The sequence below is a fragment of the Micromonospora sp. NPDC047187 genome, from assembly GCF_040643355.1.
In the GTDB taxonomy this organism is placed as follows: Bacteria; Actinomycetota; Actinomycetes; order Mycobacteriales; family Micromonosporaceae; genus Micromonospora; species Micromonospora salmantinae.
Genome location: NZ_JBEYUF010000004.1, coordinates 82,952 through 96,238 on the forward strand (window position 1 = coordinate 82,952; position 13,287 = coordinate 96,238).

15 protein-coding genes are annotated in these 13,287 nt (G+C 67.6%); 13 read left to right on the top strand and 2 right to left on the bottom strand.

Annotated elements, in window-relative coordinates; genetic code table 11:
• Positions 1–18 precede the first annotated feature (18 nt).
• Together ABZ794_RS09595 and ABZ794_RS09600 are read left to right on the top strand one after the other, a co-directional pair.
• A complete protein-coding gene (locus ABZ794_RS09595; protein ID WP_210783055.1) occupies positions 19–444 on the top strand; it encodes a hypothetical protein in 426 nt (141 codons plus the stop codon).
• 391 nt (positions 445–835) lie between these two features.
• Entirely contained in the window at positions 836–2,410 is a 1,575-nt protein-coding gene (locus ABZ794_RS09600) for a DUF262 domain-containing protein (RefSeq protein WP_357515028.1), read from the top strand.
• A 369-nt stretch (positions 2,411–2,779) separates the two neighbouring features.
• Here the strand turns inward: ABZ794_RS09600 and ABZ794_RS09605 are convergent, their stop codons facing one another.
• Both ABZ794_RS09605 and ABZ794_RS09610 read right to left on the bottom strand, forming a co-directional pair.
• Complete coding sequence (locus ABZ794_RS09605; RefSeq protein ID WP_357515030.1) at positions 2,780–4,018, bottom strand: helix-turn-helix transcriptional regulator; 1,239 nt, start codon at positions 4,016–4,018, stop codon at positions 2,780–2,782.
• The gene (locus ABZ794_RS09610; protein ID WP_244218973.1) at positions 4,015–4,335 is read right to left on the bottom strand and encodes an antibiotic biosynthesis monooxygenase; all 321 of its coding nucleotides are present in this window, start codon (positions 4,333–4,335) and stop codon (positions 4,015–4,017) included. The genes ABZ794_RS09605 and ABZ794_RS09610 overlap by 4 nt, the downstream gene beginning before the upstream one ends.
• Before the next feature lie 176 nt (positions 4,336–4,511).
• On the opposite strand from ABZ794_RS09610, the gene ABZ794_RS09615 reads away from it, so the two are divergent.
• The 11 genes from ABZ794_RS09615 (at position 4,512) to ABZ794_RS09665 (ending at position 13,282) form a co-directional block, all read left to right on the top strand.
• Positions 4,512–4,748, top strand: a complete 237-nt coding sequence (locus tag ABZ794_RS09615) for a DUF6284 family protein (protein ID WP_124857453.1) — start codon at positions 4,512–4,514, stop codon at positions 4,746–4,748.
• The gene (locus ABZ794_RS09620) at positions 4,748–5,512 is read left to right on the top strand and encodes a DUF2637 domain-containing protein (RefSeq protein ID WP_357515032.1); all 765 of its coding nucleotides are present in this window, start codon (positions 4,748–4,750) and stop codon (positions 5,510–5,512) included. Before ABZ794_RS09615 ends, ABZ794_RS09620 begins: the two co-directional genes overlap by 1 nt.
• A 90-nt stretch (positions 5,513–5,602) precedes the next feature.
• Complete coding sequence (locus ABZ794_RS09625) at positions 5,603–6,046, top strand: DUF3307 domain-containing protein (protein WP_124857455.1); 444 nt, start codon at positions 5,603–5,605, stop codon at positions 6,044–6,046.
• Between the two features lie 17 nt (positions 6,047–6,063).
• Positions 6,064–8,199 carry a cell division protein FtsK gene (locus tag ABZ794_RS09630; RefSeq protein WP_124857457.1) on the top strand — a complete coding sequence of 712 codons (2,136 nt, stop codon included), beginning with the start codon at positions 6,064–6,066 and terminating at the stop codon, positions 8,197–8,199.
• A 135-nt stretch (positions 8,200–8,334) separates the two neighbouring features.
• On the top strand, positions 8,335–8,607 hold the full coding sequence (locus ABZ794_RS09635) for a hypothetical protein (protein WP_357515035.1): 273 nt from the start codon (positions 8,335–8,337) through the stop codon (positions 8,605–8,607).
• Positions 8,607–8,951 carry a hypothetical protein gene (locus ABZ794_RS09640; protein ID WP_357515037.1) on the top strand — a complete coding sequence of 115 codons (345 nt, stop codon included), beginning with the start codon at positions 8,607–8,609 and terminating at the stop codon, positions 8,949–8,951. The genes ABZ794_RS09635 and ABZ794_RS09640 overlap by 1 nt, the downstream gene beginning before the upstream one ends.
• Positions 8,951–9,322: an RRQRL motif-containing zinc-binding protein gene (locus ABZ794_RS09645; protein WP_124857463.1), complete on the top strand. Its 372-nt coding sequence runs from the start codon at positions 8,951–8,953 to the stop codon at positions 9,320–9,322. Before ABZ794_RS09640 ends, ABZ794_RS09645 begins: the two co-directional genes overlap by 1 nt.
• The gene (locus tag ABZ794_RS09650; protein ID WP_357515295.1) at positions 9,319–10,494 is read left to right on the top strand and encodes a bifunctional DNA primase/polymerase; all 1,176 of its coding nucleotides are present in this window, start codon (positions 9,319–9,321) and stop codon (positions 10,492–10,494) included. The genes ABZ794_RS09645 and ABZ794_RS09650 overlap by 4 nt, the downstream gene beginning before the upstream one ends.
• Positions 10,491–11,591: an AAA family ATPase gene (locus tag ABZ794_RS09655; RefSeq protein WP_124857465.1), complete on the top strand. Its 1,101-nt coding sequence runs from the start codon at positions 10,491–10,493 to the stop codon at positions 11,589–11,591. The genes ABZ794_RS09650 and ABZ794_RS09655 overlap by 4 nt, the downstream gene beginning before the upstream one ends.
• A 243-nt stretch (positions 11,592–11,834) precedes the next feature.
• On the top strand, positions 11,835–12,092 hold the full coding sequence (locus tag ABZ794_RS09660) for an excisionase family DNA-binding protein (RefSeq protein WP_124857467.1): 258 nt from the start codon (positions 11,835–11,837) through the stop codon (positions 12,090–12,092).
• A 2-nt stretch (positions 12,093–12,094) separates the two neighbouring features.
• A complete protein-coding gene (locus ABZ794_RS09665) occupies positions 12,095–13,282 on the top strand; it encodes a tyrosine-type recombinase/integrase (RefSeq protein WP_124857469.1) in 1,188 nt (395 codons plus the stop codon).
• Positions 13,283–13,287: the final 5 nt, after the last annotated feature.

A 13,287-nucleotide genomic window follows, 5' to 3' on the forward strand; every position in this document is an offset into this window, starting at 1 on the left:
GCGTGGAGGATCTTCGTCGTGTCCCCTTTGCCGCAACCCGACGACCTCGCATCGCTCGTGCTCCGGACCGACTTCACCGACGACGGCGCCTGGGAGGCCGTCAAAGAAGAGTTTCGCCGGTGGGACTGCTACTACAGCGCGACCTTCGTCGACGACCCCGCCTACAGCGAGGCGACCGTCAAGCAGTTGATCGACGCGAACGCCCCCATCAGTGATGAAAACTGGCTCACCTACCTGTTCGTGGCCGACGCGGCCACGATGACCGACGTCGAACGCCCGCTGCTCGCTGTCGACCTGAGCCGCGAGCCCGGTCGCACCTTCCGCGTGCCGCCCCGCTGGTACGCGGACGTCTCAGCCAACCTCACCATCGCCAACATGGACTTCGCCGAGTTCGCCGACGCCGCCGACGAGTCCGGAACGTACCGGGGCTTCGAGGCAACCTGACGACCTGGCGAAGCAGCGGCTAGTGGCACGGCACGTGATGGTTTGACCGTGAACGTCGAAGGCCCCGGCCGGGACTCACGTCCTGGCCAGGGCCTTCGGTGTGGAGCGGGTGACGGGAATCGAACCCGCACTGTCAGCTTGGGAACCGTACAAGGGGCACTGGTGATCACTCTGTCGAGCCGCTCAGAGAGAGATCGAGTGGCCTGGAGTTACCTGCCACGGCCTGCTCTAATGGCCCGCCAATGGCCCGCGCAGACTGGCCTGGGGCGTCAAGCCTCGACTCCTGCCCCTCACCCTGTAGCACGCGGACCAACTATGGTTGGCCCGAGACAAGGCGCTTCATACTCTCGCCGAGTCTCGATCTTGCCGGAAGGTCTCATCGGAGGTTCCGTTGGCTATCACCATTCGTAGGATTCTTGAGCAGGTGCAGAATGGGACTATCAGGATCCCCGCATTTCAGCGAGGATTTGTATGGGATTCCGAGCGAGTGGCCTATCTGATGGATTCCATCTACAAAGGCTATCCATTCGGCTCGCTGATCTTATGGCGCACCAAAGAGAAGTTAAGCTACGAGAAAAGGCTCGGCCCATTCGAGCTCCAAGACGTAGAACCAGAATACCCGATCGACTATGTTCTTGACGGTCAGCAACGCCTGACGTCGATATTCGGGGTGTTCCAGACGGACCTTAGTCCAACCGAGGATTCGTCTTGGACTCGAATCTATTTCGACATGGGCGCACATTCGGATCTCCAGGAAAGCCAATTCGTCTGCCTGCCTGAGAATGAAGTAAAGCCGGACCGCCACTTCCCCGTGGGAACCTTTTTCGACGTAACGGCTTACAGGCAGGCAACCAGCTCCCTTTCACCTGAGCAGGCGAATCTGATCGACCAGGTTCAGTCTGTATTCAAGGAAGCCACCGTGCCTACGCAAGAGGTAGCGACCGAGGACCGCGCCAAGGTCGCTATCGTCTTCGAGCGTGTCAATCGGATGGGCGTCGAGCTGGACACTTTCCAGTTGCTTTCGGCTTGGACTTGGAGCGAAGACTTCGATCTCCAAGAACGAATTCGCAGCTTGGCAGATGAAGTCTCCCCTCACGGGTTCGGAGATATCTCAGAAGACACGAACCTCATCCTCCGCTGTTGTGCGGCGGTTGTAGCCCAGGACGCGTCGCCTGCTGCACTGATGGACCTCAAAGGGTCAGAGGTCCGAGGGAGGTTTGATGAAATCGAAAACGGAGTAAGAGGAGCGATCGACTTCCTTCGGTCGAATCTAGAAGTTAAAACTCTCGCGAACCTCCCATACAGCGCACTTCTTGTTCCGCTTTCAGTCTTCTTCTCGACTTCGGGAAGCGCTGGACGCAAGCTCACAGATGAGCAGAGGTCGGCCCTAAAAAGGTGGTTTTGGAAGTCCTGTTTCTCACGACGCTTTAGTGCGGGCGTTCTTCGCAACCTCAAACGCGATATCGGCGAAATGCGAAAGCTTCAAAAGTGGGGCAAGTCGGCTATCGACACCTTCGCAGCAGTGGTGGACGCGGACTACTTCATGGAGCAGTCCTTCACGATTGGAACTGTGCACACCAAGACGTTTATTTTGCTTTTGGCGAACCGTCGTCCTCTATCATTTGTCTCCGGCTCGCCGATCGATCTTGGGCCAGTTCTTCAAGCCTATAATCGTGAAGAATTTCATCATTTGATGCCCCGCAGTTTCCTGAAGGGGCAAGGTAAAAGCACTGGCGAAATAAACAAGCTGACGAACTTCGCGATTATATCCGCGGACGACAATAAAACGCTGGGTGGTGTAGCGCCAAGCGTTTACAAGTCCAGGATGCCAGGCGCTTCGCTTGACACGATCCTGGAATCTGCCGCTTGCCCGCATTCACTCTTCGATGACGATTATGCGATTTTCATGGCCGCCAGATCTCGGGCCCTCGCCGAATACGGAACCGGCCTAATGACCGCATCCTAAATCAGCGCTATTGGACCAGCGGGCGGCCAGTGTCCCTTCGTCAAGGCGGCCCGGCGCAAGCCGAGCATGCGCAAGGTCAAACGGGCCGACGCGGCAACGGACCGGCCGCCGAGGCGAGCTATTGACCATCCCTATTTCCCAAAGTCTAGAACCACGGAAGCCCTGGCGGGACCTGAGTCCTGACCAGGCGGCGGATGCCCTCCGCGCCCTTTTCCGGAGTTTTCCGAATCCAAGCAACGAGTGACGGTGCTTCCGCCCGCGACCGACCTGCCGGGGGACAGCTACCCACTAGCTGCCCCCCGTTGTTTCCGCAGTTCAGCACCTCTCGGGGACAGCGGGGACACGGGGGACAGCGGGGACACCAGGAGGTCAGGGCTGCGCATCCGCCCTTTCCGCGAGCGACTTCAGCTCTGGTGATGCCGCACGTCCGGCGACCAGGATCAGTTCGCGGATCGCGTTCCGGGCGGCAACATGAGTGTGGATGAGTTCCGGTGCCAACTTCTCGGCTTCGAGCAAGTGCGCCAACGCCTCGCCGCCCTGCCGGCGCTGCGCATAAGCACGGCCGAGATCCATCGCTAGTCGCGCACGGCGTTCCGTCGACAACCGTTCGGCGTTGATCCGTTCTCCGATGTCGATGGCCTCCCCTGCATCGCCAAGTTCGACCGCGATTGAGACAGCCTGGATGTCAACATTGGTTCGCCCGAATTCGAGGTTCAAGTCATTCCGGTCGACACCAAGCTTTTCAGCTACCTGCCGGGCATGCTCGATCTCCCGCCGGGCGTCTGCCCGGTTCCCTGCCCGTGCGTGAACCAGTGCCAACGCTAGGTGTAGCGAGCCTAGAACCGACAACGCCTCTGGATGTGCGGTAGTTCCGCTTAGGTGCCGACGTAGAGCAACTACTGCCGTTGCTGCCGCATGCTCAGCCTGATCCAAGTGCTTGAGCCGCACGAACGCCTGCGCGAGCCGGTAAACACCAGCGAAGACGTGCAATACCTCGCCCGACCGTTCGGCCGCAGTGATCGATCGGTCTGCCGCTAGCCAGGCTGCATCGGGTTCGTCCTGTCGCACGAACGCGGCAGAGAGCGCCTGGTACGTACGGCTGAGTAGGAGCCATAGCGTCGGCTGATCCGTTGACGGAGCGGTGCGTGCTGCGCGCTCCAATCGGGGAATGAGCGGGCCGATCGCCGAACTTAGCTCTGCGAATCGGCTTCCATGGGTTAGCTCCCAAACCGCATCCACCGCGGCCCGCAATTCGTCAACATCGACGGCTGCGTCGGCGGCGTTCGCCATGAGGAGAACGTCCGGCACCGGGTACCCGGATATGGTCAGACGTGCTTGATCCAAGTCGTTCGGCGCGTCGGCGGGTTCGGCCGGAGCCGATACCGGCGTCGGCGTATCCGGTCGCAGCGTCTGGAGCGGCACACCTAGTCCGTCGGCGAGTAGCCGGAGGACGTCTAGCCGATTGACCGGCTGAATGCCCCGTTCCACCTGCGAAAGCCAACTCGCGGTGCGACCGAGCGTCGCCGCCAACTCCTCCTGTTTCATGCCGCGTTGCCTGCGCAATTCGGCCACTCTCAACCCGAACGCTCGGCTATCCCCCTCACTCATGCGCGCATCAGCCCCTTCCCGGATTCGGCTTGCATGAACGTCACATCAACGCCGCTCAGGTACTGCTCGCGTTCGGCAAGGAACCGCTTGATGTGTGGTTGCTCCTCGTGAAAGTCGAAGGCCGCGCGATCGGCGTAGAGCTCGTAGAACACGCGAACGAGCGGCTCGGTCGGGACGGTGTGGATCACGTACGCCAGCGTGTCCGGCTCCAGCCGTTCGATCTCCGGCCGTGCCTGGGCCACGAGCCTGTCGAACTCTGCGGCGGCGGTCTCGTCGCGCAGCTCGAAACGTACAACTAGGCCAAATCCCCTGCTCACAGCGCCTCCCATGTAGTTGCACTCCAGCTTGACAGACCCGCAGAGACACTGCCAATCGCAGTTTCTCTTGACTCGCAGTTTTACTGCGGGTTATGGTCGCACTGCTACTGCGAGTCGCGGCAACGCCGCAGCTCAGTGGCGCTGTTCGTCACGCCTGCAACCTGTTGGAGGTTCCGTTGAGACCGCATCGAACCGAGCCGACGCCGAAGGCTCTGGCCGCGATTGAGACCGAGTGGCCGCTGATCGAGGCCGAGCTGTCCGTTCTGGACGCCGAGATCATCCTGATGTACGCCGCCGACCACGGTGGCCCGTCGCCGCTGGATTGGCGGCGGCTGCGCCGGGCCGAGGCCCGCGTGACCCGCGTCGCTGCCGAGCTGGCCGCGCGTCCCGCCTCCCGGAAGGCGGTCGCGTGATGGCCCAGGACCTCAAGCGCCTCAAGCGCATCGGGTGGGGTGTTCGTTCGGTGTTCGCTCTCGGCATCGCGGCGTCGCTGGCGGGCAACGTGCTGCACGCCAGCGACAACGTGATCAGTCAGGCAATCTCCGCGTGGTCGCCCGTGGCGCTACTGCTGGCGGTCGAGCTGATCTCTCGGATCCCGGCGCGGCGCGGTGCGCTGTCGGCCGTCCGGCTGGGAGCTACGGCCGTCATTGCGGGCATCGCGGCGTGGGTTTCGTACTGGCACATGGTGGGAGTGGCCACCCGGTACGGCGAGGCCGACTCCTCGGCCTACCTGCTGCCGTTCAGCGTGGACGGTTTGATCGTGGTCGCGTCGATCAGCCTGGTTGAGATCGGCGGCCGGATCCGCACCCTCACCGAGGCCGCATCGGTCAGCGAGCCCGCTCCGTCCCCCGCCGACGTGGTCGAGTCGAAGTCGGTCTACACCAACGAGGACATCTGGGGACCGGAGACGTCTGCCACGCCGGTGCCCACGGTCCAAGTCGCTCCGGCTCCGGCAGTCAAGAAGACGCCGGTCAAGCGGGTCACACCGCGCCCGGTGTCGGCCGAGAAGGTCGCCAAGGCCGCCGCCAAGATGCCCGACGCGCCGGTCTCGCAGATCGCCGCCAAGGCCGGTGTCTCGGTCTCGACCGCGCGACGACACCTCGCCGCCCTGCGTGTCACCGATGCGTCACCATCTGCCCCGCTTCCTGCGGAAACGCCCGCTCTCGCCGCTGCCTAGCTTCGCCCGGTGACGCGGCCACCCGCCGCCAAGCAAGCGCCGCGTCACCGGCTCCCCATCAGCCAACAGACCTCAAGAGAGGCATCCATCATGACCGCCGCGTTTGCCGCTGTCTTCGTCGCCCTGTTCGTCGCCCACCAGGTCGCCGACCACTGGATCCAGACCCAGCACCAGGCCGACTGCAAGGGCCGCCCCGGCTGGCCCGGCCGCATCGCCTGCGCCGCGCACGTCGCCACCTACACGCTGACCGCGCTGGTCGCCCTCGCAGCCCTCGCGCTGTCGACCGATCTGGACGTCAGCCCCGGCAGGGCCGCCGCCGGACTCACGATCTCCGCCGTCACGCACTACATCGCCGACCGGCGCACCCCGCTCAAGCGCCTCGCCGAGCTGACCGGCTCCGCGAAGTTCTACGCCCTCGGCTGCCCTCGTCCCGGCCGCGATGACAACCCGTCGCTCGGCACCGGCTCGTACGCCCTCGATCAGTCCTTCCACTACCTGTTCCTGTTCGTCGCCGCCCTCGTGATCGCCGCCTGAGACCGGAGGACAACGCCGTGAACACGCCCAACCCGAACCCCGAGAACTTCAACTGGAACGCCGCCGAGGCCGACGTCGCCGAGGTCGTCAACCTGGACGCCGAGCGCTCCCGCCGGGCCGCCGCCGAGTCCGGCACGCACTTCGAGGTGAACCTGGACGAGATCCCGCAGCGCGGTGGGATGCCCGTCGAGCTGCCGCCGGTTGACGCGTCCGGCAAGCGGCCAATCGTGCCGGCCAACTGGTCGACGTGGCCGAACATCCGACACAGCCTCGCGCAGGCCGCCGCCCTGACCGGCTACCGCGCCGGGTTCCACGCCGTCCGCGCACCCTGGTACGCCACCCTCGCCACATTCTGGGCTGGGGTAGGCACGTTCCGGCTCATCGGCCGACAGCTCAAGTGGTGGTGGGTGTCGGAGCAGTACGGGCTGCGGCAGGCCGCCGCCGACGCCAACGACCCGGCCATGTGGCTCAAGCTGCACCGCGAGGTCAAGGCCACCCGCATGTGGCGCGGCATCGTGCTCGCCGCCGAGGCCGTCGCGGTGTGCGTCGGCGGCCCGGTGCTCTACGCCGTCGCCCCGGTGTGGGCGCTGGTGCTTACCGCCTGCCTGCTGGTCGCATTCCTGGCGCACATCGGCCGGCCCGAGGACCGGCGCATCATCACCCCGGCCACCGTCTCGGGTCGCTTCCGCCGGGTGAACCCGGACATCATCCTGCGGGCCTACTACGCCGCTGGCCTCGGGCACCCGGACAAGGCGCACCAACAGATCGGGTTCGGCTCGACCATGGCCCGTGACGCCTCGGGCACCGGTTCTCAGGTGTCGATCGACCTGCCGTACGGGAAGACGTTCGACGACGCGGTCAAGGCACGCGGCGCGATCGCCTCGGGCCTGGACGTCGCGGTTTCGCAGGTGTTCATCACCCGCGATCCCAGCTCGCACCGACGGCACACGCTGTGGGTCGCCGACCGCGACCCGCTCGCCCAGGGTGCGGGCCGGACGCCACTGCTGCGCTGCAAGCCGACCGATATTTGGCAGCCTGCCCCGTTCGGGCTGGACGAGCGCGGCAACAAGGTGAGCGTCGACCTGATGTGGAACAGCATCCTGATCGGCGCGCAGCCTCGGCAGGGCAAGACGTTCGCCGCTCGCTCGCTGGCCCTGTACGCCGCGCTGGACCCGTACGTGAAGCTGACGGTCCTGGACGGTGGCGGTAAGCCGGACTGGCGCAAGTTCGCGCTGGTCGCCGACCGGTACGCGTTCGGTCTGGCGATGACCCGCGACGGCGACCCCGCCGAGATCGCGCTCGAAGCGCTGCGGGAGATCAAGGCCGACGTGCAGGACCGGTACGAGCGGCTGTCCAAGCTGCCGGTCGACATCTGCCCCGAGGGCAAGCTGACCCGCGAGATCGCCCGTGACCCGAAGTACCGGATGCCGGTACGGCTGGTGGTCCTGGATGAGTTTCAGGAGTACTTCGACCTCGGCGACATCAGCAAGGAGATCGCGTCTCTGCTGGTCTACCTGGTCAAGGTCGCCCCGGCGGCCGGTGTCGGGTTCGTCGACGCCACCCAGCGGCCCAGTGGGGTCGGCGGTGGGCAGGTCGCTACCCAGTTCATCAGCTTCCGCGACAACCACCAGGTGCGGTTCTCCCTGCGTACCGGGTCGTGGAACGTCTCCGACCTGGTGTTGGGAGCGGGGGCGAACTCCGAGGGCTACGACTCGTCGACGCTGCTGCCCAGCTACAAGGGCGTCGGCATCCTGCGCGGCGCGTCCGACGCCACCCCGACGGTTCGCACGTACCTCGCCGACGCGGACGACGCGGAGAAGATCCTGATCGCCGCCCGGAAGCTGCGCGAGGCGGCCGGCACGCTGTCCGGCATGGCGGCCGGGGAGGACGTTGCCCGTGAGATCCGCGACGTGCTCGCCGACGTCCGCAGCGTGATCGAGCGCGGCGAGACCGGCGCGCAGTGGGAAGAGATCGCGGCCCGCCTCGCCGCCCGGCTCCCCGAGGCGTACGCGGACGTGACCGCCGAATCGATTTCCGCTCAGGTCCGGTCGTTCGGTGTACGCAGCGTAGACGTCAAGCGCTCCGGCAAGGCCCTCAAGGGAGCCAAGGCCGACGACATCGACGCCGCGATCACCCGCCGCAAGGCCGCGTAGCCGGTCGCGGCCCGCCCGCGACCGGTCGCGTCACCGCGACTCAACCCGCGACCGGCCTGGTCAGCGCAGACATTGACCGGTCGCGGGTTGCGTCGCCAGCCCTTCACGCCCAAAAACGCCCTCTGGAGGCTCACTATGTCTGCCCTCGCCGCGACCGCGACCCCCGGAACCACCATGATCGGCGTACTGATCCTCGCCGCCGCGATCGCCACGCTCTGTTACGCCCTCGGCTGCTGGCTCTGGCCGTTCGGAGCCTGCCGCAAGTGCTCCGGCACCGGCACGCGCCGTTCCCCGTTCGGCCGCGCGTTCGGCCTCTGCCGCCGCTGCCACGGCGACGGACGCCGCCTGCGCATCGGCCGCCGGATCATCAACAGCCTGCGCGAGATGCACGGCAAGGGCACCCGCTGATGGCCCGGACCATGGCCCGGTTCAGCCGGACCGAGACGCCGCACACCACCTGGTGCACCCGCGATCACCGCTGCGGGGTGACCCTGCACCAGGCCCCGGACATCATCGCCGACGGTCCGCTCGGCGGCCGGGCCGTCATCACCCGCGTCCGCGCCGCCGACGTCGACTACGCCGAGATCCGCATCCGCGTCGCGCTCAGCCGGACCGAGGACACCGCCCGGCGACAGCTCGGCCTCGTGCTGCACCTGTGCCGCGAGTTGCTGGCCGCCGTCGCCGCGATCCGGCCCGCCGCTCTGCGCTGGCGGGCCGCCGACCGGCCGGCGCTCGGCAGGAGGGTCGGCTGATGTCGCGGATCCGGGCCGCCTACTGGGATCCCGACGCCGAGCGGTACGACGTCCCGACGTTCTGGTGGCAGGGCGCGCCGGACGGCTACGCCACCCGCAGGCAGCTTCGGGCGCGCGGCCTGCGGCCGGGCGGTCAGCCGATCGCCGCGCAGATCCTCTGGCGGGGCGTCGGCGGCACCCGGACCGCGTACCTGTACCGGCTCGACCTCGCCCGGCCCAAGCGCACCGCCAGCCCGGCACAACGGCGTGCGATCTCGGCCGCGCTGCGTGCGCGCCGCATCTGCCCGACCTGCGGCGAGCTGCGCGACTACTACATCCCGCGCTCGCTCGGCGAGTGCCTGGACTGCCACGACGGGCGGCCGGGCCGATGACCGGCGGGCACTGGATCGGCGCGAGCAAGGCCCTCGGCCGCCTCGTGCCAGCCGACCTGCCCTACCCGCACATCTGCGACCGCGCCGTCGCGGCCGAAGACACCGTTTCTGGTCAGCCGTTGCAGGTCGCTCGATGGGAGAAGGCCCGCTACTGCGCCGCGTGCGCGCACGACAAGCACCTCACGACCCAGCCGTCCACGCCCGACACCCGGAGGCCGAACACCATGCCCGACACCGAAAACCTGCGCGACGTGGCCCTCGCCGCCGCCGCGCACGGCTGGCACGTCTTCCCCCTGCGGCCCGACGACAAGAGGCCCGCGTTCCCCGACCACGTCGCCGACGCCTGCACCGGCACGGATCCGCGCTGCCGCAACGGACACACTGGCTGGGAGACACGCGCCACCGTCGACCACGACCGGATCCGACGCGGCTGGTCCACCGTGCCGTACGGGGTCGGCATCGCCTGCGGCCCGTCCGGGCTAGTCGTCGTCGATCTGGACGTCCGCAAGGCCGACCAGGCTCCGCCGACCGGGTGCGCTCACTCGGCGGCCCGCCACGGTGCCGAGGTGTTCGCCGCGCTGTGCGAGGTCGCCGGACGGCCGGTGCCTGCCGACACGTACACCGTGACCACGGGCCGAGGCGGCACGCACCTGTATTTCCGGCACCCGGTCGCTGGTCCGGCCCTGCGCAACACGGCCGGGGAGCGCGGCAACGGCCTCGGCTGGCTGGTCGACACTCGCGCCCACGGCGGCTACGTCGTCGCGGCCGGAAGCACCGTCGCCGGACGCCCGTACACGGTCACCCGCGATCTGCCGGTCGCCGACCTGCCCGACTGGCTCGCCGAACGCCTCGCCCCCGCGCCGCTGCCGCCGCAACGCCCGGTCGCTGTCGACCTGCCGTCTGGCAGGGCCGGCGCCTACCTGGATGCCGCGATCGGCCGCCAGCTCGACCACCTGCGACACGCGGCCGAGGGCGAGCGCAACCACACGCTCTACGTGTCCGCGGTCGCCCTCGGCCAGCTTGCGGCCGGGGGAGCGCTGTCCGTCGACCAGGCCGCCGCGCTGCTGGAGCAGACCGCCCTGTCGATCGGCCTCAGCCGGTTCGAGACGCTACGCACGATCCGCTCTGGCCTCGCCGCCGGTGCCCGTCGCCCCCGGACGGTGGCCGCATGAGCGCCATGCCCGCCGACCGCCCGCACCTGCACGTCGCCGGACCGGACGACGCCGCCGAGGTGCTGTCGCCCGAGGCGAAGCGGCCCGCCCGGATCCGCACGTCTTGGACCGCCGCCGACATCATGGCAATGGAGTTCGCCCCGCCGAAGTGGGCTGTGCCCGGTGTGCTGTCCGAGGGCGTGAACCTGCTCTGCGGCCCGCCCAAGGTCGGTAAGTCGTGGATGTCGCTCGGCCTCGGCCTGGACGTCGCCCTTGGCGGCAAGGCGTTCGGCGCGATTCCGGTCGAGTCCGGCCCCGTGCTGTACCTCGCCCTGGAAGACACCGCCCGCCGCCTGCAAAACCGGCTCGGGAAGGTTCTCGGCCAGCGCAAGGCCCCGGCCGGTCTCACCCTGGCCACCGAGTGCCCGCCGCTGCCGCAAGGCGGCGACCAGGCCATCGCCGCGTGGCTCGACCGCAACCCGAACGCCCGAATGGTCATCATCGACGTGTTCGCCAAGCTGCGCGGCCACTCCGCCCCCGGCGCATCCGCCTACGACGCCGACTACGCCGCCGTCGGCCGGGCGAAGAAGGTCGCCGACGACTACGGCGTTGCGTTCGTCCTGGTCCACCACGTACGCAAGGCCGGATCCGACGACTTCCTCACCGAGGTCTCGGGGACCAACGGACTCGCCGGTGCCGCCGACGCCACCCTCGTACTCAAGCGGGCACGTAACCAGGGTGACGGCGTGCTGCACGTGACCGGCCGGGACGTCGACGAGAACGAGTACGCCCTCACATTCGACCCCGCCGCCGGTGCCTGGCAAATGCTCGACGGACCGGCCGAGGATCACCAGGTCGGCGAGACCCGCGCGACGATCCTGCGCTTCCTGCGCGCCACACCCGGCAGCACCCCCAAGGTCATCGCCGAGGGGGTCGGACTCGCCTACGACAACGTCAAGCGCACCTGTCAGCGGATGCTCGCCGACGGGCAACTCGCCGCCGACACCGGCGGCCGGTACCGAGTCCCTGGTGTCCCCGCTGTCCCCGAAGTCCCCCAACCCGCCCTGAGCAGCGAAAACGAGGGGGACACCTCGGGGACAGCCGGACTCTGGCCGTGACCCTGCCGAACATGTTGAAACAGGGGGTTATGAGGCCGTTTCAGCACAGACCCATACGAAGACACCGGAACGCCCGAGATCTTGGCTCAGCGTGGCTCTCAGCGGGCCGCCGTATAGCTCTCTGTCGACGCGGCCCGCCACCCCTCGCCGAACCGCTCTCGCCGCTGGAGAAGCCGCTACTGACCCCCTCAACGCCTTACCGCACCGCCCCTGATAGGCCGCACTGCCCGGAAAGGACACCCGATGGCTAAGCGGATCACCCAGAACGCGCCGGTCCTGGAACTGCCCGCCGAGTTGCTGACCATCGAAGAAGCCGCAAGCCGCATCGGCATGAGCGTTCGCTACGTACGCCGCGCCGTTGCCGAGCGACAGATCGCGTTCCACCGCCTCGGCCGGTCGATCCGAATCGACCCCGCCGACCTGGCCGCATTCGTCCACGCCGGACGAGTCGAGCCCATGACCGCAGAGACCGTCTGGCGCGGATTGAGGAGTGTCGCCTGATCATGGCCAACCAAGAGGGACACCGCCGATTCGGCAACATCCGTAAGCGCGAGTCCGGCCGCTACCAGGCTCGCTACCCCGGCCCGGACGGACGGATGCGCTCCGCCCCGCAGACGTTCGCCCGCAAGCCCGAGGCCGAAAAGTACCTGTCGCTGATCGAGGCCCAGATGATGCGGGGCGAGTGGATCGACCCTGAACGCGGCAAGATCCGGCTACGCGACTACGCCGAACGGTGGATCACCGAACGGCCGAACCTGCGGCCCCGGACCGTGCACCTGTACCGCTGGACCCTCGGCAGGCACATCACGCCGCACCTCGGCGACATGCCGCTCAACCGGATCGACACGCCTATGGTCCGCGAGTGGCGGGCGCGACTGCTGGCCGAGGGCGTATCGGTAACCATGGCCGCCAAGGCGTACCGGCTGCTGCGCGCGGTCCTGATGACCGCAGTCAAGGAGGACGAACTGATCAGGATCAACCCGTGCCGCGTCGTCGGTGCCGACCAGGAGAAGTCCGCAGAGCGGCCGGTCCTCACCGTTCCGCAGATCTTCGCGCTGGCTGAGCGGATACCGGAGCGCTTCCGAGCGCTGATCCTGGTCACCACGTTCGGGTGCCTGCGGTGGGGCGAGGCGGTCGCCCTGCAACGCTGCGACATCGACCTAGCGGCCGGCACGGTGCGGGTGCGACAGGCGTTCGTCGAGCACCGGGGTACCGGCCTGATCCTCGGCCCGCCGAAGTCGCGGGCGGGCGTGCGGACCGTCGCCCTACCCAAGGCGGCCCTGCCTGTGCTGAAACAGCACATGAGCAGCCACGTCGGCGAGGCACCCGAAGCGTTCCTGTTCACCGGCGAGAGCGGCCGGAACCTCTGGCGCGGCAACTTCAACAAGCTGGTCAAGTGGCCCGAGGCGGTCGCCGCCGTGGGTGTGCCCGGCCTGCACTTTCACGACCTGCGGCATACCGGCAACACGCTCGCGTCGCGGGCACCAGGGGCGAGCCTGCGCGACATCATGGCGCGGATGGGGCACGACAGCCCGCGTGCCGCGCTGATCTACCAGCACGCCAACCGGGAGGCCGACCAGGGCATCGCCAACGCGATCGACAAGGCGGTTAAGGCTGCCCGGCGCAAGCCGAGTAAGCGCAAGGTCAAGCGGGTTGCCGAGGGCGACGGACCGGCCGCCGAGGCGAGCTAATGGCC

What these genes read in the sequence shown, in the direction of transcription:
- ABZ794_RS09605 (WP_357515030.1), bottom strand. Translation starts at nt 4,018, where the DNA reads ATGAGTGAGGGGGATAGCCGAGCGTTCGGGTTGAGAGTGGCCGAATTG.
- ABZ794_RS09620 (WP_357515032.1), top strand. Translation starts at nt 4,748, where the DNA reads ATGGCCCAGGACCTCAAGCGCCTCAAGCGCATCGGGTGGGGTGTTCGT.
- ABZ794_RS09625 (WP_124857455.1), top strand. Translation starts at nt 5,603, where the DNA reads ATGACCGCCGCGTTTGCCGCTGTCTTCGTCGCCCTGTTCGTCGCCCAC.
- ABZ794_RS09635 (WP_357515035.1), top strand. Translation starts at nt 8,335, where the DNA reads ATGTCTGCCCTCGCCGCGACCGCGACCCCCGGAACCACCATGATCGGC.
- ABZ794_RS09640 (WP_357515037.1), top strand. Translation starts at nt 8,607, where the DNA reads ATGGCCCGGACCATGGCCCGGTTCAGCCGGACCGAGACGCCGCACACC.
- ABZ794_RS09645 (WP_124857463.1), top strand. Translation starts at nt 8,951, where the DNA reads ATGTCGCGGATCCGGGCCGCCTACTGGGATCCCGACGCCGAGCGGTAC.
- ABZ794_RS09650 (WP_357515295.1), top strand. Translation starts at nt 9,319, where the DNA reads ATGACCGGCGGGCACTGGATCGGCGCGAGCAAGGCCCTCGGCCGCCTC.
- ABZ794_RS09655 (WP_124857465.1), top strand. Translation starts at nt 10,491, where the DNA reads ATGAGCGCCATGCCCGCCGACCGCCCGCACCTGCACGTCGCCGGACCG.
- ABZ794_RS09660 (WP_124857467.1), top strand. Translation starts at nt 11,835, where the DNA reads ATGGCTAAGCGGATCACCCAGAACGCGCCGGTCCTGGAACTGCCCGCC.
- ABZ794_RS09665 (WP_124857469.1), top strand. Translation starts at nt 12,095, where the DNA reads ATGGCCAACCAAGAGGGACACCGCCGATTCGGCAACATCCGTAAGCGC.